The following is a 19104-nucleotide window of genomic DNA, read 5'->3' as shown; positions in this document are numbered from 1 at the left end:
CGGCTAAATTTTGGAGCCAATCAGATTTTTTTTGGAATGTAAAGATATTTTTACTTGACGCAGCTAGCCGACAAGCAATAGAATCCCCCGCATTGCATCACATGGAGGTCCATATCTTGGACAGTTGTTCTAGTAGTAGACGTGGATGGGCCCTCAGCCCGGCACAATTCGCATAGCCATTAGCAGACCTCCCTCCGCTACGGCTTGCGCATTGCGAGCTGTAGTATCGCGGTAATCACAGACCGCAGCAGATACTCCCATCCGTTTATTGAAGATCGTCGTTCGTGCTGCCTTCGGGGCGGATCGCGTTCTATCGTGCTGTTCCGGTTTCTATTCCGTGCGCGTCATGCGCGGATTGAATTGGGTCGGCACCATCCCGAACGACGCAAAGGGAAGGGTATCGCCATGCATTTCAACAAATTGCATTCATTCTTAAACAAGTATCGTTGGTTCGCCCCACGCCATAGCGGCATCGAAGCGCCTCTGCCATACCGTATCGTCACTATCTGCCGCACTTCCGAAGCGGCGCATGTGATGGCGTTGGCGCAGCAATTGCTTACCGCTTACGACGTCACTTATCGAGGCAATGAACCTGCGGTGCAAGCCCATTTGACCAGTATCACGGTGGAACTGATGTGTTCGGTCAGCGAGCGTGCCGGGCTGGTCCAACTGGTGACCCGTTTGGGCAGGGAAGTCGGCGTGCGCAGTGTGCGTTGGGAGAGCATTCCAAAGCGATCCGCTCATGCAGCGCCGGCGGGCCGACACGTTCAGGCAAGGGCGGCACTGTCTTCTTGATAAGGAGTTTTTGCTATGGGCTGTTCGAGTTGTCCCTGTTGCAGGGAAAAATATTTAACAAAAGTTTGTAAAAGCGGCATGCGCATTTGCCCGATCCGGATTTAGCGCCTCTTCACATTTTCCCGTGTCGATTGGCTGAACCCGAGCAGGGAGCAATCGGCTGGCGGAATACCTTTTTCACCGCTGCTGTCGTCTGCGCGATAGTCCCCATGCGCATGAGGCTCTACATCTTTACTCGCTCCACATGACCGGCTCTTAAGGGCACTGCTAAAAACCTACTGCGACCCAATCTCGGGGCTGCTCGCTACGGTTTGAGAGGTGCCCTTGATGAGGCGGCGGTGCAGCGCGAAATGACAAGGTGAAATCATGAAAATCAAAAAACTGCTGGGTTTCCCGACCAGCAATCGCGGCAGCGCAGTTCCTAGCAACTGGACTTTCGGCTGGACGCCGGGCCAGGCATCTGCGCATTTAAATAAATCCAAATCTTCTACCGTTATCAAAGATAAGGGCCAGAACACGCGTCAGGTAGGGATGTATGGCGTGCTTGCGCCGCGCGGCAACAACGGACGTTAACCGCGGCTGCTAGACGCAGAATCATGTCACGCATGTTTGTGGAGGAAAAACGAAATGCGATTTTTTAATAAAAGGGTGGCAGTTTTCGTGACATTGGTCATGGCAGCTGCCGGGCTGGTGATCTTGATAAATATTTTGTCGCCGATCGACGATCGTGTGAGCCGAGCCAGTCAACACCAGCATCAACAGAATGTATCAGTATCGGCGCGGATTACAAGCCAGCCGGCACAGCTCAAACTATGAAGGCCTGCATGGCCTCGGGAGTTCAGGCTACGTTTTTGGCATGGATAGTCGTTGCTACGCCGGCATCGACCGGCTGCTCGGCACGGGTGGCCAGTGCTTCGCCTATCATCACCAGCACCGGGCCTTCGCATTGCTTCAGGCCCGCTTCAAGATGATCCAGGCGCAGGCGCAGGATGTGCTGATTGTCGCGACTGCAGTTTTCGACTACGACCACCGGAGTGGCGGCGGCGCGGCCCTGTGCCAGCAGCCGGCGGGCGGTGGCCGTAGCTTCGCGGCCGCCCATGTATTGCACCAGCGTGTCGCAGGATGGGATCTCGACCTGATCCGATTCGCCGGGAGCTGTGCTGGACGTGAAAAATGCGACGCTGCGGGCGGCGCCGCGTTTGGTCAGCGGCTGTTGGGCCGATGCCGCCGCCGCCAGCGCCGCGGTGATGCCGGGCACCACTTCCACTTCGATGCCATGACTTTCCAGCGCTCGTAACTCTTCATCGGCGCGCCCGAACAGCATCGGGTCGCCGCCTTTCAGGCGCACTACCAGCGCGTATTTCTGCGCATTGTCGATCAATTGCTTATTGATGAATTGCTGCGCGGTCGAGAGCTTGCCGCAACGCTTGCCGACCGCGATTTTCAAGGCTTGCGGGCACAGCGCCAGCATTTCCTCGGTCACCAGCGCATCATGCAAAACCACCTCGGCCTGTGCCAGCAGTCTGGCGCCGCGCACGGTGATCAGGTCGGCGGCGCCCGGGCCGGCGCCGATCAAATAGACCTTGCCGAAGCGGCTTGATGCGTGAGTGGATGAGGAGGATTGCATCGCGTCGGTTCCCTTAAGTTCTATCAGTGTCCAAGCGAATCATACCGGCGGCGACCGTTTGATGGGTGACTTCATCAATCAGGATGAAGGCGCCGGTGGCGCGGATCGCATCGTAGGAATCGGCAGCGATCGGCTGCTGCACATTGAGCGACACGCGGGCGATGTCATTGAGCCGCAGCGACTCGGCCGGACGGCGCTGCTGGGTATTGATATCGAGCAGCGTATCGACCCTGGTGATGCGGGCGGCGATCTGTTTGCTGGTGTGTTTCATCCAGTATTTGCGGCGCAGGTCGAGTCCATCTTCCGACAGCCAGCACAGGTCTGCGCTGACGGTTTTCAGTAGGGTCGGCGGCCGTTCAACCGAGGCCAGCATGTCGCCGCGCGAGATGTCCAGATGCTCTTCCAGCAACAGCGTGACCGATTGGCCGACCACCGCTGACGGCAGCGAACCTTCCAGCACCAGGATGTCTTTGACGGTGGCGCTTTGGCCGCCCGGCTGCACCACCAGTTTGTCGCCTTTGCTGACCTTGCCGGCTTCGATGCGGCCCATGTAGCCGCGGAAATCGTTCGCCTCATGGCCGTTGTGGCGTGCCACCAGTTGCACCGGGAAGCGGAACGGTTCGTCATGCGACTCGTCGTACACGCTGAGCGATTCCAGCAGCTCGATCAGGGTCGGGCCGCGATGCCACGGCATATTGTCGCCGGCTGCCACCACGTTGTCGCCGGCCAGCGCCGACAACGGGATCGGACGCACATCGCGCAGTCCGAGTTGCTTGGCGAAGTCCTGATAGGCGGCCACGATGCGGTCGTAGACGGTTTGATCGTAATCGACCAGATCCATCTTGTTGACGGCCACGATGACGTGCTCGATTTGCAGCAGGTGGGCGATGGTCGAATGACGTTTGGTCTGGGTCAGCAATTCGACGCTGCCGTCATCGCCGAACTTCACTTTGGAGACATCGATCAGGATGATCACCGCATCGGCGGTCGAGGCGCCGGTCACCATATTGCGCGTGTATTGCTCATGACCCGGGGTGTCGGCGATGATGAACTTGCGCTTCGGCGTGGCGAAATAGCGGTACGCGACATCAATCGTGATGCCTTGCTCGCGCTCGGCTTCCAGGCCGTCGGTCAGTAGCGACAGGTCGATCGTGTCGCCGACCGTGCGCTTGTGTTTGGCGCGTGAAATCGCATCCAGTTGGTCGGCGAAAATCCCCTTGCTGTCGAACAGCAGGCGGCCGATCAGCGTGCTTTTGCCATCGTCCACCGAACCGGCGGTAATGAAGCGCAGCAGGCCGCGTTCTTGCCCCACATTGGCTGGATGAAGTTCTGCAACAGCGCTGTTCACTATGGCGTTCATTAGAAATATCCTTCTTTCTTGCGTTTTTCCATCGATGCTTCCGAGGTCTGGTCGTCCATCCGGGTCGCGCCGCGTTCGGTGATCTGGGTGACCGCGGTTTCCGCGATGATCGCTTCGACCGTGGCCGCATCGGAGGCGACCGGGCAGGTGCAGGAAATATCGCCGACGGTGCGGAACCGTACTTCGCGCAGTTCCACCGTTTCGCCATCCTTGGCCGGGGTCAGCTCGGTCAGCGGCACCAGCAATCCGTTGCGCGAAATCACCTGGCGTTGATGGGCGAAATAGATAGGCGGCAGTTCCAGTTTTTCGCGGGCGATGTATTGCCAGACGTCGAGTTCGGTCCAGTTCGAAATCGGGAACACGCGCATGTTTTCGCCCGGATGGACGCGGGTGTTGTACAGGTCCCAGAGTTCCGGCCGCTGCGCTTTCGGATTCCATTGGCCGAACTCGTCGCGGAACGAAAAGATGCGTTCCTTGGCGCGCGCTTTTTCTTCATCGCGGCGGGCACCGCCGATGCAGGCGTCGAATTTGTATTCGGCGATGGTTTCCAGCAGCGTCACCGCCTGCGCGGCATTGCGCGAGTCGGTTTGCGGATTGCGCAGGCGCACCGTGCCGCGTTTGATCGAATCCTCGACCGGGCCGACGATCAGGCGCTCGCCCAGTTCGGCCACGCGCTTGTCGCGGAAAGCGATCACTTCTTCGAAGTTATGGCCGGTGTCGATATGCACCAGCGGGAACGGGAATTTGCCGGGACGGAATGCTTTTTCGGCAATCCGCAGCAGCACCACCGAATCCTTGCCGCCGGAGAACAGCAAAGCCGGATTGCTGCATTCGGCTGCGACTTCGCGCATGATGTGGATCGCTTCCGATTCCAGCCAATCCAGATGGCGGTCGCTGGCGTTATCCAGGAAGAGTTTTTCTACGGCTGTGTTCATATCGGCGTCTTGTCTCTAAAGATTCAAATGCTTTGCTGCGCAGCGGGTTTAATGCGGACCAGTTTACCGTCGACGACGTGCAGCCCGCATTCCTTCGATTCCGGATTCTCCCACCACCAGCGGCCGGCGCGCACGTCTTCGCCGGGCTGGATCGCGCGGGTGCACGGTTCGCAGCCGATCGACGGGTAACCCTTGTCGTGCAGCGGGTTGTACGGCACCTTGTTGCTGCGGATGTAGTCCCACACATCCTGCTCGGACCAATCGGCCAATGGATTGAATTTAACCATGCCGTGCGCTTCGTCCTGCTCCTGCACATGCAGTTCGGCGCGGGTCAATGATTGCGCGCGGCGCTGGCCGGTGATCCAGGCCCGGTTGCCGGCCAGGGCGCGATTGAGAGGTTCGATTTTGCGAATCCGGCAGCATTCCTTGCGCATCTCGACGCTGTCGTAAAACGCATTCAAGCCGTTTTGCTTGACGTAGGCGGCGACCGCATCCGGCTGCGGCCGATACGGCGTGACGTCGTAATCGTAGGTTTGCTTGATGCGGTCCAGCATGCCCAGCGTCTCGGCGTGCAGGCGTCCGGTTTCCAGCGTGAAGATGCCGATCCGGTCTTGCAATTGGTTGCGCAGGATCAGGTCGGTCAGCACCATGTCTTCCGCCGCCAGACTGGATGCGAGCACCGCAGGGGTATATTCGGCAGCGATTTTTTCCAAGGTCGCTTTGGTGGCGGCGACCAGTTCAGGCAAGCTGGGGACGGCTGTTGTCATGATTAACCCTGGGTGACCGGTTGGCGCTGAACGCGGCGGAACAGCGGTGTTTTTTCGTCCCACGAAGTTTGGTATTTTTCCGAAAAATCGGTCAAGCCCTTCAGCGCATCGTGGATGTTTTTGTCGGCGCGTACCGCAAAGGCATTGAAGCCGACCCGCTGCATATAAAACAGTTGATCGCGCAAGACGTCGCCGATCGCGCGCAACTCGCCGTTGTAGCCAAGGCGGGTGCGCAGGTTGTAGGCGATCGAATAGCCGCGGCCGTCGGTGAAGATCGGGAAGTTGATCGCGATCAGGTCAAACTGCGCCAGATCGTCTTTCAGCACGTCCGCTTGCGCATCGCTGGCGAGCCATACGCCCAATGGGGCACGGCCTTGCAGCGTGGCCCGCTGTGCCTGCCAGACGCTGAACGGCAGGATCACTTTACCGGCTGGAATCGCGACGCTGTCGGCGCTTTCGCCTTCGTTCAGGCGCAATACGGTCCAGTCGTCGGCGACCACTGCGCGATTTTTGATGATGTTATTAGACACAGGCATCCTCCCCATGCGGTTGCTCAAGTTTGATCGGGGTCGCGTACACATAGTCCTTGAACGGCGCGACGCCGATCCGTTGCACGGTGTCGATGAAACGTTCGTCCTCGGTGCGCTGTTGCACGTAGACGTCCAGCAGGCGTTCGATCACGGTCGGCATCTGCTGCGCAGAGAACGACGGGCCGATGATCTTGCCGATGCTGGTGTGGTTGCCCTGCGCGCCGCCGATCGACACCTGGTACCACTCGGCGCCGTCTTTATCGACCCCGAGAATGCCGATGTTGCCGACGTGGTGATGGCCGCAGGCGTTGATGCAACCCGAGATATTCAATTCGATGTCGCCGATGTCGTGCTGGAAATCGAGGTTGTCGAATTTCTCTGCAATCGCTTGCGCAATCGGAATCGACTTGGCGTTGGCCAGCGAGCAAAAATCGCCGCCGGGGCAGCAAATGATGTCGGTCAGCAAACCGATGTTCGGGGTTGCCAATCCTTGCGCTTTGGCTTCTTGCCAGAGGGTGAACAGCTCGCTTTGCTTGACGTCGGCCAGCACCAGATTCTGTTCATGGGTGACGCGCAATTCGCCGAAGCTGTAGCGCTCGGCCAGATCGGCAACGAAATCCAGCTGGTCGGCGGTGATGTCGCCTGGCGGTACGCCGGTTTTCTTCAGCGACAGGATCACGGCGGCATAGCCGGCGACTTTGTGCGCCTTGACGTTGCGTTTGAGCCAGTTGCCGAACGCTTTGTCGGTGGCTTTGTGCTGTTCGAATTCGGCATCGACGGCGGCCAGGTTTTCGTAGGCCGGATCGGTGAAATACTGCGCCACGCGCTGCAATTCCTCGGCCGTCAAGGTGCCCGGGCCATCCTTGATGTCGACCCATTCGGCTTCGACCTGGCGCGCGAATTCTTCGGCGCCGATGGCTTTCACCAGGATCTTGATGCGGGCTTTGTAGATATTGTCGCGCCGGCCGTACTGGTTATAGACGCGCAGGATCGCTTCCATGTAGGTCAGCGCGTGCTGCCACGGCAGGAACTCGCGGATCACGCTGCCGATGATAGGGGTGCGGCCCATGCCGCCGCCGACCAGCACGCGAAAGCCGATTTCGCCTTCCGGATTCTTGACCATAGCCAGACCGATATCGTGCACCGCGGTGGCGGCGCGGTCTTGCTCCGAACCGTTGATGGCGATCTTGAATTTGCGCGGCAGGTAGGCGAATTCCGGATGGAAAGTGCTCCATTCGCGCAGGATCTCGGCATAAGGGCGAGGATCGATGACTTCGTCGGCGGCGACTCCGGCCAGCTCGTCCGAAGTGATGTTGCGTATGCAGTTGCCGGAAGTCTGGATCGCATGCATTTCGACACTGGCCAGCTCGGCCAGGATGTCCGGCGACTGTTCCAGCTTGATCCAGTTGTACTGGATGTTTTGACGGGTTGTGAAGTGGCCGTAGCCGCGGTCGTACTTGCGGGCGATATGCGCAAACATGCGCACTTGCGCCGACGACAGCAGGCCGTACGGCACCGCCACCCGCAGCATGTAGGCATGGCGTTGCAGGTACAGGCCGTTTTGCAGGCGCAGGATGCGGAATTCGTCTTCGGCCAGCTCGTCCGACAGCCGGCGGCGTACTTGGTCGCGATATTGGGCAACTCTTTCTTTGACGATCTGGTGATCGTATTGATCGTAGCGATACATCTCAATTTCCTAGTTGTAAACCAGCTTTACCGCGACGCTGGCCAGCGTTAGCGCCAGCAAGCCGCGCAAGAATTTCTCCGGGACCGCACGTGCCGCAAGCGAACCAAGTGTGATGCCAGGCACCGAACCAAGCAGCAGCGAGCCTAGCAACACCCAGTCGATCGAGCCCAGCCACCAGTGGCCGAGGGCGGCAATCGCCGTCAGCGGCACCGCGTATGCAATATCGGTGCCGGCAACTTCAGCCGGCGATAGACGGGGATACAGCAGCACCAGGATGGTGGCGCCGACGGCGCCGGCGCCGATCGACGACATGGTCACCAGGGCGCCGAGGATGAAGCCGGCCAGAACGGTGGCCGCGGTCAATGTGGCGCCACTTAAATGTTTTTCCGGATGGGCATTCAGCCAGTGCTGGAGTTTGCCTCTGAATAACAGGGCGATGATCGTAAGAAAGACTGAAAATGCGATCGAATAGCGAATGATCTGGCCGATTTCGGCGCTGATGCCGCCCAAGGCCTTCAGGATCAGCGCGGTGACGATGGCAGCCGGTAATGCCCCGAGCGAAAGCAGCCTGACGATATCCCAGCGCACCGTGCCCTTGTAACGATGAGCGAAAGTGCCGGCGACCTTGGTTGCCGAGGCAAACGCCAGATCGGTGCCGACCGCAACACTGGGGTGGATGCCGAACAGCAGCGTCAACAGTGGCGTCATCAGCGATCCGCCGCCGACACCGGTCAATCCCACCAATAGGCCAACGGCAAAACCGCTTACTACATAAGAAATAGTCATATCGCCTCATGCTGAATAGGACGAATCGTAATAAACTTCACATCTATTCCAAACTACAGAGTATTTATTTGCTTATATGCGCGTTTGATATATGCAAATTCAACTAATGCTTTTGGAACAGTCAATTGCCAACCGTGCCCTTTGCCAGTGCGCTATTGATTCTTATCAAGAAAAAATCAAGGAAATGCCATGAATCTCCATCAGTTTCGCTTTGTCCGTGAGGCGGTGCGGCAAAATTACAACCTGACCGAGGCAGCCAAGGCACTGTATACGTCGCAGCCGGGCGTTTCCAAGGCGATTATTGAGCTGGAGGAAGAGCTTGGCGTCGATATTTTTACCCGCCACGGCAAGCGGATCCGCGGCTTGACCGAGCCCGGCCGGGCAGTGTTGAAGTCGGTCGAGCTGATCATGCAGGAAATCGACGGACTCAAGCGCATCGGCAATGAATATGCGGCCCACGACAGCGGCAGCTTCACGATTGCGACCACGCACACGCAGGCGCGCTATTCGCTGCCCAAAGTGGTGCAGGCGTTTGCATTGAAATACCCGAAGGTGCGCTTGTCCTTATTGCAAGGAAATCCGAAGCAGGTGGCCGACATGGTGCGCAACGACCAGGCCGATCTGGCCTTGGCCACCGAAGCCATTGCCAACGCCGACGGCTTGGTCACCTTGCCGTGTTATCAGTGGGAACACGTGGTGGTGGTGCCGCCGGATCACCCGTTGCTGCAATCGAAGGCGATTACGCTGGAAGAAGTGGCTGCTTACCCGCTGATTACTTACGATAGCGCGTTTGCCGGCCGCACCAAGATCGACCACGCGTTTGCGTTGCGCAACCTGAAGCCGGACGTGCTGCTGGAAGCGATCGACGCCGACGTGATCAAGACTTATGTCGAACTGGGCATGGGCGTCGGCATCATCGCCGGCATGGCGTTCGATGCCGAACGGGATGTCGGCCTGCGCTCGATACCGGTCGGACACCTGTTCGGCACCAATATCTCGCGGGCGGCGGTCAAGCAGGGCGCGTATCTGCGCAGTTATGTGTATACCTTCATCGAATTGCTGGCGCCGACCATGAACCGCAAGCTGATCGAACAAGTAATGAACGGCGAGAAGGAAATGTACGAGTTGTAGACAGGGAATTGAAAGGCACCTCGGAAAACCGTAGCGAGCGGCCCAAGGTCGGGGCGAGAAGCGGAGTCGTACGACTGTACGGCGAACATCGCAGCCCCGAGATTGGGACGCGCAGTAGGTTTTCCGAGGTGCCCTAGAGTTAGTAGTGGTAGTAGTACGGATGAGGCGGACCATAGTAGCCGCCGCGTGCCGGCACCACGATGCAGCCGGATAAAGCGGTGCTCAGAATGACGCCCAGCACCACAAGACCGATTAGCTTTTTCATTTGACATTCCTTCCTGATGGGGGAGGCCTTCAGAATGCCATTGAGGATGCGCTTAAGGTGCTACCGGAGCGTGTGAAGTGTAAGCGTTTGTTATTCAGTAACTACATCCGGTTCACGTTTCACGTGCAGCGAAATTGCCGGCACCCTGCGCACCAGCCAAAGAGCGATGATGGCGACCACTACCGCCAATCCCAGTCCCATGTGAATCGCCGCTATCAATGCATCGCGGGCGGCTTCCAGCAGCCACCGGCCGTTATGGCCGGCACGCGCCAGCTGTTCCAATACCGTGCTTTGGGTTTCGCGGCTGATCAGGATCTGCGGGTCGGCAAAGCTGGCAAACCATGCTCCTGCCTGCTCCGTGTCCAGGGCTCGATGCACATTGTCGGCATACAGGTGATTGATCAGCGTGCCGGTGATGGCGGTACCCAGCATGCTGCCTATCATGCGCAACGATTGCATCAGTGCGGAGGCGATGCCGAGATGTTCGCGGCCGGATTCTTGCTGAATGAATATCGTCAGGTTCGGCAAGATAAATCCAAGCCCGAGCCCGCCCGTCAGCATGAAGCAAGCGATCACGCCATGTGCGGTCCAGCGGTTCGAGATCACCTCGCCCAGGCAAGATATGGCCACCAGAACGAAACCGATATGCAGCATCACGTTCGGATTCTTGAGGCGCGTGATGAAACGGCCGTTGGCGATGCTGCCGACCGTGATGCAGGCCACCAGCGGCGTGATCAGCAGACCGGCTTCCTGCGGCGATAGGCCGAACCCGCCCTGATACAGCAAAGGCGCGAAAAACATCAGCGAGAACATGACAAATCCGCTCAGTAGCGACAACAGAAACAGCGTCGATAATTTGGGATCGAACAACAAGTCAAACGGCAACATCGGTTGCGGCGCCTTATGCTCCCATTTCCAGAGCGCATAAAAGGCTGCAATGCTGGTCGCCAGCAAGGCCAGCATGCCGAGCGAGAAGCCATGTTTCGGCAGCATTTCGACGAATAATTGCAGGCAGCCCAGCGAAGCCGTAATCAACAAAGCGCCAGGCCAGTCGAGGCGGATTTTGGCATCGGGGGCTGTGTGCCGCAGGTGGGGCAGGTAGCGCGAGACGAAAATGAGCGACAGCACGCCCACCGGCAGATTGATGTAAAACACCCAGCGCCAACCCCAGTATTGCGTCAGGAAGCCGCCCAATGACGGCCCGACGGCAGTGGAGATGCCGAACGCGGTGCTCAGCATGATTTGCCAGCGCAAGCGCACATGGGCGCCGGGAAACAAATCGGGACTGCAGGTAAACGCGGTACCGACCAGCATGCCGCCGCCTATTCCCTGCAAGCCGCGGGCGATCACCAGCCACAGCATGCTGTCGGCCATGCCGCACAGGATGGAAGCCGCAGTAAACAAGACAATCGAAGCAATTACGAACGGCTTGCGGCCGTAGAAATCGCCCAGCCGGCCGAAAATCGGCACCGTGATGACGGAGGTCAGCAAATACGAGGTGGCGACCCAGGCATACAGCTCGAAGCCCTTCAGCTCAGCGACAACAGTCGGCAAAGCAGTGCCGACCACGGTCGAATCCAGCCCCACCAGCATCACGACGAAGGCGATGCCGAGCATGGCAAGTAATGATTCGCGGAAAGGTAAAACTTGATCGCTGGAGTGAGCGGCGGCGGAATGAATAGCCATATGTCATGTATTGGCAGGGTTGCCGGCAGAAGAATGCAAGTGGCGAATCCTGGGAGGAAGAGGGGTTTTCAATGGCGGAGCCACAATGAATAGATATTTCCAAACGCAGAATCATACGCCCGTTCCGCAGATTTGGCAGCGGCTCCGCAATAGCGATCACTTATAATCCTTCTTTACGCCCAATGGATCAGTCAACGGGCTCAGGTTGAGAAAGTCGGAAAATGATTAAAAATGAAATGGTGGCCTATTACGCCAAACGCGCCGCGAATTATGAAGCGATTTACCAGCGCCCGGAGCGCCAGGATGAATTGCTGATGTTGCAGGTACGGGTGCAGGAATTGCTGGAAAACCACGATGTGCTGGAGCTCGCTTGCGGCACCGGTTTCTGGACCGAGCAGATCGCCGCTTCGGCCAAGTCGGTGCTGGCGCTCGACATCAACCCGGAAATGATCGCGCTGGCGCAGGCCAAAAACCTGCCGTCCGACAAGGTCCGCTTCGCGCTCGGCGATGCGTCGCAACTCCAGGTCGAGCAAAAGTTCAGCGCCTGCTTTTTAGGTTTTTGGTGGTCGCATGTGGGACGCCAGGAACAGGTGCGCTTTCTGGCGCAGTTGCGTGAAAAACTGGGTCCGGATACCTTGCTGGTGATGGTCGACAACAGCTACGTGGATGACGGCCGCAAGCCGATTGCGAGCACCGATGCGGATGGCAATACCTATCAGATTCTTACCGCGCCGGACGGCGAGCGTTATGAAATCATGAAAAATTTCCCCACCGATAGCGCCTTGCGCAAGAAGCTGGCGCCGGCTACGCGCGAACTGCGTATTTTGCGGCTTGAGTATTATTGGCTGCTGAGCTGCCGTCTCAAATAATCCCGGCATTCGTAGGGCGGATGAGCGCAGCGTTATCCGCCGTTGGATGTGCGAAGGAATGTAAAACGGCGGATAACGCTACGCTCATCCGCCCTACGATTCTTTCCCTATTCCTGAGTTTTTTCGACAGCAGCCGCCAGCGGAAAGCTCGACCATTCATTGGCAAAATGTACTGTCGGATCGTTGTCGATTTTCTTCTTGATGCGCAGGTTGAATGCGCGCATCACTTCATTCTGGGTTTGCGGCTTGGTGCGGAAACCGGCCAGCAGCGCCGCGCCATGTAAATCGAAACTGTTGATGCCGTAGATCTCGATCGGCTGCTGCAGCAAGCGCCGCAAGCGTCGGTCTTCCTGCATCTCGGCGCCGGTCTCGCGCATCAGGCGCAAGGCCTGGTCGATATCCGAGTCGTGCGTGACGCTCAACTTCAAGCTGGCGTAAGTGTATTCGCGCGAATCGTTCTTGATCGCCGTGATTTGCGAAAACGGGACGCTGTGCACCGAACCGCTGCTGTCGCGCAGGCGTACCGTGCGTATCGTCAAATGCTCGACGATGCCGGCATGGCCGTTGCCGACATCGACCCAGTCGCCGACCGACATCGAATCTTCGATCAGGATGAAGACGCCGGTGATCAAATCCTTGACCAGCGACTGCGAGCCGAAGCCGAACGCCAGCCCGACCACGCCGGCCGAGGCCAGCAGCGGCGTGACATTGATGCCCAGGTTGGCGAGGGTGGTGATGATCGTGACAGTCAGGATCAGCAACATCAGCGCATTGCGCAACAAGGGCAGGATGGTGCGCATCCGGGTGCTGGTTTTTTTGCGGGCGTAGCGATTCGGGCGGCTGGGCGAAATCGCCTCCTGGATCGCGGTGTCGAGCATGATCCAGACCAGCCATGCCAGCACCAGCGTGGCCCCGATTTTCCCTATGGCGGCGCTGATCATCTGGCCGATCAAGGTGGAGTCGGCAAACTCCAGCAGCGAGCCCTCCCAAATACGGGTCAATAACTCAAAAAAGCCTATCCACAAGGTCAGCTGCAGCAGGCTGTAGCCGGCATTCCTGAGACGCTTGACATAAGGCGATGGACGGCGTCCGGGCGGCTGTTGCTGCCGTTTGCGGCTGCGGCTGCGTTGCAGCAGCGCGCTGATGAAAAACATGCTGACCAACAGCGCTACGCTGCCCAGCGCGTGATTGAGCGCGGCGTCCTTGCCGGTGTGGCCGAGTACCGTCGCCGCGCTGACGCTGCCGGCCAGCAGCAGGATAGGCAGATGCCAGAGCGAGGCGATGACTTCCAGCGTCTCCATCCGGGCCCGGTGGTTGATGCGGATTTCCAGCGGCCGGTTGCGGATCACTTGCGCCACCGGGCGCCGAAAGCGCAATGCGAACACGCCGCAAAATATAGCCGCGGTGAGATTGGCCAGCGTCGCCACCATGTGCGATAAATTGAAGCCGACGATTTGATACACATGCGGATTGTTCAGCGCATCGCCGAACCAGCCGGCACAGCCGATCACGTACAGCAAGCCCCAAGCACGGCGATACAAGATGCCGATGGCGACATTGCGATGACCGCCATGCGACAGCGAAAAGATGATGGCGCAGATGGCCCGGAACACGCGGGCGCCGATCAGCGTATACAGCAGGATGGTGGCCAGGGTTCGTCCCAGCGACGGTTCCAGGCTCAGCACGACCGAGATCTCGACCACCAGCGCGATCACCCAGGGCACGATGCGGCGCAAGATAAAAATCAGCAATTCCTTGAAACTGGGGTCGGGCGGCAACTCCGGATTGACGTTGAAATGCTGTCGCACCCTGCGCCCGATATACCGCAGCGCGCTGGCGATGACGCCGAACAAGGCCAGCATGGCCAGGAAATTCTGCAGCACGCTCAACGGCGGTTCGCCATCCTGCCGTTCCAGGATGGTGGATAGGTCTTGCCAGGCCAGGGAAAATTGCTCGACCCAATACGTTTGCGGCGTGGCTGCCTGATGCAACTGTGCTTGCAGCACGTCGAGGCTATTCGAAATCAGACCGATGAATCCCTTTTGTGCGGCGGGCGTTTTGCTGCTTTGTTGTTCCGCCTGAATCAACTTGGCAACCAAGCCGCCTGCGCCGGGTTTGTTCTGCAACGCTTTGGCCAGCGAGTCCAGCGCCGATGGCGGCGGCGCGCTTGCGTCGGTGGCCGACAATGCCGGAGCGCTACTGCTCAGCAGCAAGCAAAGCACTACCAGCATGCCAGTGAAAAAGCGGGCTAGCGCTCGAAAAGGAGGGGTCATCATGTGTGCGGCAAAAGTCGTAAAACGCAGATCTTACCGCACGTCAATTCAAGCGGGGAGAGCCTATACCGATTGCGCGCGCAGGAATGCATTCAATGCAGGCGATCCGCGATACAGCGGAAAAGTGCCGCGCAACAGGATTTGCGCACTGCGGCGGTAAGCTGCCTGGCAGATGTGGACCTGGGCGTTGCGGGTCATCGCTTCGATGCGAGTCTCGAGCACGCCGGCGGGATTTTCGATGGCGATATCGTAAGTGTCGGCGGCAGCGGTCACGCTAGGCGCATAAGGCGCGGCACGCCGGGCCACGCTGCCGGGCAGCAGGCAGGCCGACGCCAGACAGCAGCCGCCCGATACGGCCAGCGACGGATGGGCCGCCTGCGGCGTGAAATAGCGTACGCTCAAGTGGCCGCCATTGCGCGCCGGAGCGACCAGGCAAATTTTCGGTATGGTTTCACTGGCGGCCAGTTGCGCCGCAGTCATCGCTTGCCCCGAGCGCTGCTTGAGCCCCATCCGCAAGCCGGCGGCGACCCACAACTGGCGCAGGCGCTGCTTGAAATCGCCATCGGCATCCAGTTCGGCCGGTGTCTCGTAGCCGGTTTTTCCGAATGCCGCGGCGGCCGCGATCACCATCGGCACGGCGACATCGACGCAACTGACTTCGATGCCGTCAATCACGTCGAGCACCTGGCCGGTTGGCAGCAGGGCGCCGGTTTTGGCGCCGACCGGCTCATGCAGATACAGATCGACGCCGGGAAAACGGCCGTCGACGCCGGGGATCGCGGTATCGGCCAGCAAGTTGCCGCTGCCGGCATCCAGCGCCATCTGGGCCGACATGCGGCTGCCGGTATTGGTATTGAAAATATCGAGTTGAAACCGTGCATTCAACTGCGCGTCCTGTCGCGCGCGGTCGACTTCGATCAAGCCGGTATCCAGCGCATACAGGGGCAAGGCGGCCGACATATTGCCGCAGTTGACGCTCCAGTCGATCGCACTTTTATCCGCCGCCAGTTGCGCCAGCGTGCTGCTGATCAGGCGCCGGTCCGGATCGACGTCGACAATGAATACCTTGTTGCTGGTCGGCGTTGCGCGCCCGAGCCCGTGGGTTTGCCGGTTGCCGCCGCGTTCGCCGTCCAGGGGCACTCCCATCAAGTGCCGTATCAGCTCATCGCGCAGCGCCTCGTCGGCAGGCAAATGCTGCTGCCAGATCACGATCCCGGTCGAGGTGCCGCCGCGCATGTGCATCACAGGAAATTCCGGGATGCCGAATGCATGCCGGATGCGCAGATAGGACAGGTCGGGGTTGGGAAATTGTTTGCTCATGATGGGCGCCAAATTGAATTAGTAACTCAGGACACTGGCAGTCTAGCATTCGCATTTTTGGGTGGGCGGACCAAAACCTGCGTGGCCTAGCAGGCTGTGGCCGACTTTCAGTTCCAGTAAAATCGTCGGCTGACAATTCGCCTTATAACCGCCAATCCCTGCCAAGGTTGATAGCTGATGAACAAGCGCTGGTATGCAGGATTATTCGTGATTGGGCTGTCGATGCTGGCTTCGCCGGTGTCGGCGCAAATCAGGATCGGGGTCGATATCGCCGTCACCGGGCCGGCGGCGGCGATAGGCGCCTCGACCAGGAACGCGATTCTGCTATGGCCCAAACAGATTGCAGGTCAACAGGTCGAATATTTCATCCTGGATGATTCTTCGGACTCGGGCAATGCGGTGCGCAACGCCCGCAAGCTGATTAGCGAAGATAAGGTCGATGTGATCGTCGGCCCCAACACCACGCCGGCGGCGCTAGCCTTGCTGGATGTGGTTGCCGCAGCCGAAACGCCGCTGCTGGCCTTGGCCGCGGCGGCATCGATAGTGGAGCCGCAGGACGCCAAGCACCGCTGGGTGTTCAAGCTGCCGCAAAACGATGCACAAATGGCCGCTATCCTGACCCGGCACATGGCCGACAATCGGATCAAGACGGTTGCTTTCATTGGCTTTGCCGATACTTATGGCGACAGTTGGTGGCGTGAATTTTCGCGGCTGGCCGAGCTGCAGAAAATAAAGATTGTCGCCAGCGAACGTTATAACCGCAACGACAGCAGCGTCACCGGCCAGATCCTCAAAATCATGGCGGCGCAGCCGGACGCGGTATTGATCGCCGGCTCCGCGACACCCGCGGTATTGCCGGAAGAAACCTTGGTCCAGCGCGGTTACAAAGGACGCATCTATCAGACCCACGGCATTGCCACCCGCGAGTTCCTGAAAGTCGGCGGCAAGGACGTGGAAGGGACGTTCTTTCCGACCGGCCCGGCGGTGGTTGCCAGCCAATTGCCGGACTCCAATCCGGTCAGGCACGCCGCGCTCGATTTCAAGCGCCGCTATGAAGCCGCGTATGGCGCCGATAGCATGACCCAGTTCGCGGCGGACGCATGGGGCGCATACCTGTTGATCGCCAACGCGGCGCCGCAGGCGCTGAAAGCGGGACCGCCCGGCACCCGGCAATTTCGCGCAGCATTGCGCAGCGCGCTGGAAAACACCCACAACCTGACCATCCCGCAAGGCGTGGTCAATATGACGCCGCAAGACCATGTCGGACTCGACCAGCGGTCGCGGGTGATGGCGCGAATTGTAAATAGCAAGTTTACCTATGCTTATGGCGGGTAAAATCCCATCCGCGCTGTTTCATGCGCGTGAGGTTGATTTAGAAATATAGATAGGTTGCAAACAAATGAATTCGGTCCGGCTTTGGTTACGCGGGTTTATCCCGGGACCGGTTGCGGTAAATACTACCGAGCGCTTGCGCGCTTGTTGCGGCGCGTTGTTGGGAATCTTGCTGACCGGCCTGGTCAGTCATTTGACGCTGGGATCGAGCGCCGCATTGCCATTGTTGATCGCGCCGATGGGGGCGTCCGCGGTGTTGTTGTTCGGCGTGCCGGCCAGCCCGTTGGCGCAACCATGGTCGATCATCGGCGGCAATCTGGTCGCCGCCGTGATTGGCGTCAGTTGCGCGCGCTGGATTCCCGAACCGTTGCTGGCGGCCGCGATCGCGGTTTCTGCTGCGATTGGCGCCATGTTTGTGTTGCGCTGCCTGCATCCGCCGAGCGGCGCGGTGGCATTGACCGCGGTGCTGGGCGGTCCGGCGGTGACCAGCCAGGGGTTTCATTTCGTGCTGTCGCCGGTGTTGCTGAATTCGGTTTTGCTATTGCTGGTGGCGCTGTTTTTCAATAACGCCACGCGCCGCCGCTACCCGCATTCCGGCCAACCTGATCACGGCAAATTGCATCAGACCAAAGATCTGCCCAGCACGGCGCGTCTCGGCTTTACCGAGGCGGATCTGGACTACGTGCTGCAACAGTACAACCAAGTGCTTGATGTCAGCCGCGACGATCTGGAAAGCTTGTTTTTGCAAACCGAAATGCATGCCTACCGACGTCGTTTTGGTGAAATTACCTGTGCCGACATCATGTCGCGCGATGTCATCAGCGTCGAATACGGTACTTCGCTGGAAGCGGCGTGGGCCTTGCTGCAGACCCATCGGATCAAGGCCTTGCCGGTGATCAGTCCAGCCAGGCGACTGATCGGCATCATCACCCAGGCCGATTTCATGCGCCAGGCCGATTTGCAGGTGTACGCCGGTTTTGAGCAGAAATTAAAACAATTCATTCGACGCACCACCGGTACCCATTCGGATAAACCGGAAGTGGTCGGCCAGATCATGACCACCAAGGTCACCAGTGCGGACGCCGACATGCACATCGTTGAGCTGGTCGCGCCCCTGTCGGATTCCGGCCTGCACCACATCCCCATCCTCAACGATGAAGGGCGGCTGGTAGGCATGGTGACGCAATCGGATCTGGTCGCTGCGCTGTACCGAGGCAGAGTCGTCGAGATCGACGCAAGCTAAAACAACAGCCTGAGCATCGTGCGATCCCGGCGATTGCTGCAAACACACATGCCACTTACAATGGCGGGGTTTTGGTGCATGCGGATATGTTCATGTCCGCAGTTAAACGGGAAACACGGCGCTGGTCCCTGCTTTGAAGCAAACCGCCAGCCAACGTGTGCTGCCCCCGCAACGGTAAAACAAGCGTCCTCTGCCGGCAATCGAGAATCGGTTCCCGGCACCCATGAGCGACAGAGCGCATCTCATACCACTGTGCATTTGCATGGGAAGGTTATGCGCTCCGACTTGTTAGCCCGGATACCGGCCAGAGCAGGTGGAGTAACTAAGAGAGTTCGGTTTAATTTTCAACAGGCTCAAATTAGTTATTGCCGTTTACCGGGCTTGCGGGGAGGCGAGCCGGGGACTCTCATCGTAAGCAACTCATGACCCACTCTTTATCCCGTCGCTCCGGCGCGACCCTGAAGCCGCTTGCGCTCGCTTCGCTTATTTTCTGTTGCG

At 58.9% G+C, this 19104-nt stretch carries 18 protein-coding genes and 1 riboswitch; of the genes, 7 read left to right on the top strand and 11 right to left on the bottom strand.

What is annotated here, in order from left to right; genetic code table 11:
- Positions 1-405 precede the first annotated feature (405 nt).
- The 3 genes from ACFPM8_RS01120 to ACFPM8_RS01110 all read left to right on the top strand — a co-directional run bounded on the left by ACFPM8_RS01120 (position 406) and on the right by ACFPM8_RS01110 (position 1611).
- The gene (locus tag ACFPM8_RS01120; protein WP_378994093.1) at positions 406-795 is read left to right on the top strand and encodes a hypothetical protein; all 390 of its coding nucleotides are present in this window, start codon (positions 406-408) and stop codon (positions 793-795) included.
- 366 nt (positions 796-1161) lie between these two features.
- Positions 1162-1368: a hypothetical protein gene (locus tag ACFPM8_RS01115; RefSeq protein WP_378994091.1), complete on the top strand. Its 207-nt coding sequence runs from the start codon at positions 1162-1164 to the stop codon at positions 1366-1368.
- Positions 1369-1422: 54 nt separating this feature from the next.
- Positions 1423-1611 (top strand): hypothetical protein, encoded by a 189-nt coding sequence (locus tag ACFPM8_RS01110; protein ID WP_378994089.1) that lies wholly within the window; start codon positions 1423-1425, stop codon positions 1609-1611.
- A 22-nt stretch (positions 1612-1633) separates the two neighbouring features.
- Here the strand turns inward: ACFPM8_RS01110 and cobA are convergent, their stop codons facing one another.
- The 7 genes from cobA to ACFPM8_RS01075 are packed head-to-tail and all read right to left on the bottom strand — an operon-like array spanning position 1634 to position 8487.
- Complete coding sequence (gene cobA, locus ACFPM8_RS01105) at positions 1634-2422, bottom strand: uroporphyrinogen-III C-methyltransferase (protein WP_378994087.1); 789 nt, start codon at positions 2420-2422, stop codon at positions 1634-1636.
- 13 nt (positions 2423-2435) lie between these two features.
- Entirely contained in the window at positions 2436-3782 is a 1347-nt protein-coding gene (locus ACFPM8_RS01100) for a sulfate adenylyltransferase subunit 1 (protein ID WP_378994085.1), read from the bottom strand.
- On the bottom strand, positions 3782-4717 hold the full coding sequence (cysD, locus tag ACFPM8_RS01095) for a sulfate adenylyltransferase subunit CysD (protein ID WP_378994083.1): 936 nt from the start codon (positions 4715-4717) through the stop codon (positions 3782-3784). Before cysD ends, ACFPM8_RS01100 begins: the two co-directional genes overlap by 1 nt.
- A 23-nt stretch (positions 4718-4740) precedes the next feature.
- On the bottom strand, positions 4741-5484 hold the full coding sequence (locus tag ACFPM8_RS01090; protein ID WP_378994081.1) for a phosphoadenylyl-sulfate reductase: 744 nt from the start codon (positions 5482-5484) through the stop codon (positions 4741-4743).
- A gap of 2 nt (positions 5485-5486) precedes the next feature.
- The gene (locus ACFPM8_RS01085) at positions 5487-6020 is read right to left on the bottom strand and encodes a DUF934 domain-containing protein (RefSeq protein WP_378994079.1); all 534 of its coding nucleotides are present in this window, start codon (positions 6018-6020) and stop codon (positions 5487-5489) included.
- Positions 6007-7701: a nitrite/sulfite reductase gene (locus ACFPM8_RS01080; protein ID WP_378994077.1), complete on the bottom strand. Its 1695-nt coding sequence runs from the start codon at positions 7699-7701 to the stop codon at positions 6007-6009. The genes ACFPM8_RS01085 and ACFPM8_RS01080 overlap by 14 nt, the downstream gene beginning before the upstream one ends.
- Before the next feature lie 9 nt (positions 7702-7710).
- A complete protein-coding gene (locus ACFPM8_RS01075) occupies positions 7711-8487 on the bottom strand; it encodes a sulfite exporter TauE/SafE family protein (protein WP_378994075.1) in 777 nt (258 codons plus the stop codon).
- Between the two features lie 189 nt (positions 8488-8676).
- On the opposite strand from ACFPM8_RS01075, the gene ACFPM8_RS01070 reads away from it, so the two are divergent.
- Positions 8677-9618, top strand: coding sequence for a CysB family HTH-type transcriptional regulator (locus tag ACFPM8_RS01070; protein WP_378994073.1), 942 nt, complete (start codon positions 8677-8679; stop codon positions 9616-9618).
- A gap of 139 nt (positions 9619-9757) precedes the next feature.
- Here the strand turns inward: ACFPM8_RS01070 and ACFPM8_RS01065 are convergent, their stop codons facing one another.
- Both ACFPM8_RS01065 and ACFPM8_RS01060 read right to left on the bottom strand, forming a co-directional pair.
- Positions 9758-9883 (bottom strand): hypothetical protein, encoded by a 126-nt coding sequence (locus ACFPM8_RS01065; protein ID WP_378994071.1) that lies wholly within the window; start codon positions 9881-9883, stop codon positions 9758-9760.
- 90 nt (positions 9884-9973) lie between these two features.
- A complete protein-coding gene (locus ACFPM8_RS01060) occupies positions 9974-11569 on the bottom strand; it encodes an MFS transporter (protein WP_378994069.1) in 1596 nt (531 codons plus the stop codon).
- A gap of 221 nt (positions 11570-11790) precedes the next feature.
- On the opposite strand from ACFPM8_RS01060, the gene ACFPM8_RS01055 reads away from it, so the two are divergent.
- Positions 11791-12438, top strand: coding sequence for a class I SAM-dependent methyltransferase (locus ACFPM8_RS01055; RefSeq protein ID WP_378994067.1), 648 nt, complete (start codon positions 11791-11793; stop codon positions 12436-12438).
- A 107-nt stretch (positions 12439-12545) separates the two neighbouring features.
- Here the strand turns inward: ACFPM8_RS01055 and ACFPM8_RS01050 are convergent, their stop codons facing one another.
- Positions 12546-14714: a mechanosensitive ion channel family protein gene (locus tag ACFPM8_RS01050; protein ID WP_378994065.1), complete on the bottom strand. Its 2169-nt coding sequence runs from the start codon at positions 14712-14714 to the stop codon at positions 12546-12548.
- Positions 14715-14774: 60 nt separating this feature from the next.
- A complete protein-coding gene (locus tag ACFPM8_RS01045; RefSeq protein ID WP_378994063.1) occupies positions 14775-16031 on the bottom strand; it encodes a PrpF domain-containing protein in 1257 nt (418 codons plus the stop codon).
- A gap of 177 nt (positions 16032-16208) precedes the next feature.
- Between ACFPM8_RS01045 and ACFPM8_RS01040 the strand changes: the two genes are divergently transcribed.
- Together ACFPM8_RS01040 and ACFPM8_RS01035 are read left to right on the top strand one after the other, a co-directional pair.
- Positions 16209-17366, top strand: coding sequence for an ABC transporter substrate-binding protein (locus ACFPM8_RS01040; RefSeq protein WP_378994061.1), 1158 nt, complete (start codon positions 16209-16211; stop codon positions 17364-17366).
- Positions 17367-17430: 64 nt separating this feature from the next.
- Positions 17431-18606: an HPP family protein gene (locus tag ACFPM8_RS01035; protein ID WP_465263040.1), complete on the top strand. Its 1176-nt coding sequence runs from the start codon at positions 17431-17433 to the stop codon at positions 18604-18606.
- A gap of 55 nt (positions 18607-18661) precedes the next feature.
- Positions 18662-18929: riboswitch (cobalamin riboswitch) on the top strand.
- The last annotated feature ends 175 nt before the right edge of the window (positions 18930-19104 follow it).

Source organism: Paraherbaspirillum soli (genome assembly GCF_042654985.1).
In the GTDB taxonomy this organism is placed as follows: domain Bacteria; phylum Pseudomonadota; class Gammaproteobacteria; order Burkholderiales; family Burkholderiaceae_D; genus Paraherbaspirillum; species Paraherbaspirillum soli.
Note: the sequence above shows the minus strand (reverse complement) of the source record. Positions and strands in the feature narration are given on the sequence as shown.

Coding starts and splice junctions, on each gene's coding strand:
- ACFPM8_RS01120 (WP_378994093.1), top strand. CDS start 406: ATGCATTTCAACAAATTGCATTCATTCTTAAACAAGTATCGTTGGTTC.
- ACFPM8_RS01115 (WP_378994091.1), top strand. CDS start 1,162: ATGAAAATCAAAAAACTGCTGGGTTTCCCGACCAGCAATCGCGGCAGC.
- ACFPM8_RS01110 (WP_378994089.1), top strand. CDS start 1,423: ATGCGATTTTTTAATAAAAGGGTGGCAGTTTTCGTGACATTGGTCATG.
- cobA (WP_378994087.1), bottom strand. CDS start 2,422: ATGCAATCCTCCTCATCCACTCACGCATCAAGCCGCTTCGGCAAGGTC.
- ACFPM8_RS01100 (WP_378994085.1), bottom strand. CDS start 3,782: ATGAACGCCATAGTGAACAGCGCTGTTGCAGAACTTCATCCAGCCAAT.
- cysD (WP_378994083.1), bottom strand. CDS start 4,717: ATGAACACAGCCGTAGAAAAACTCTTCCTGGATAACGCCAGCGACCGC.
- ACFPM8_RS01090 (WP_378994081.1), bottom strand. CDS start 5,484: ATGACAACAGCCGTCCCCAGCTTGCCTGAACTGGTCGCCGCCACCAAA.
- ACFPM8_RS01085 (WP_378994079.1), bottom strand. CDS start 6,020: ATGCCTGTGTCTAATAACATCATCAAAAATCGCGCAGTGGTCGCCGAC.
- ACFPM8_RS01080 (WP_378994077.1), bottom strand. CDS start 7,701: ATGTATCGCTACGATCAATACGATCACCAGATCGTCAAAGAAAGAGTT.
- ACFPM8_RS01075 (WP_378994075.1), bottom strand. CDS start 8,487: ATGACTATTTCTTATGTAGTAAGCGGTTTTGCCGTTGGCCTATTGGTG.
- ACFPM8_RS01070 (WP_378994073.1), top strand. CDS start 8,677: ATGAATCTCCATCAGTTTCGCTTTGTCCGTGAGGCGGTGCGGCAAAAT.
- ACFPM8_RS01065 (WP_378994071.1), bottom strand. CDS start 9,883: ATGAAAAAGCTAATCGGTCTTGTGGTGCTGGGCGTCATTCTGAGCACC.
- ACFPM8_RS01060 (WP_378994069.1), bottom strand. CDS start 11,569: ATGGCTATTCATTCCGCCGCCGCTCACTCCAGCGATCAAGTTTTACCT.
- ACFPM8_RS01055 (WP_378994067.1), top strand. CDS start 11,791: ATGATTAAAAATGAAATGGTGGCCTATTACGCCAAACGCGCCGCGAAT.
- ACFPM8_RS01050 (WP_378994065.1), bottom strand. CDS start 14,714: ATGATGACCCCTCCTTTTCGAGCGCTAGCCCGCTTTTTCACTGGCATG.
- ACFPM8_RS01045 (WP_378994063.1), bottom strand. CDS start 16,031: ATGAGCAAACAATTTCCCAACCCCGACCTGTCCTATCTGCGCATCCGG.
- ACFPM8_RS01040 (WP_378994061.1), top strand. CDS start 16,209: ATGAACAAGCGCTGGTATGCAGGATTATTCGTGATTGGGCTGTCGATG.
- ACFPM8_RS01035 (WP_465263040.1), top strand. CDS start 17,431: ATGAATTCGGTCCGGCTTTGGTTACGCGGGTTTATCCCGGGACCGGTT.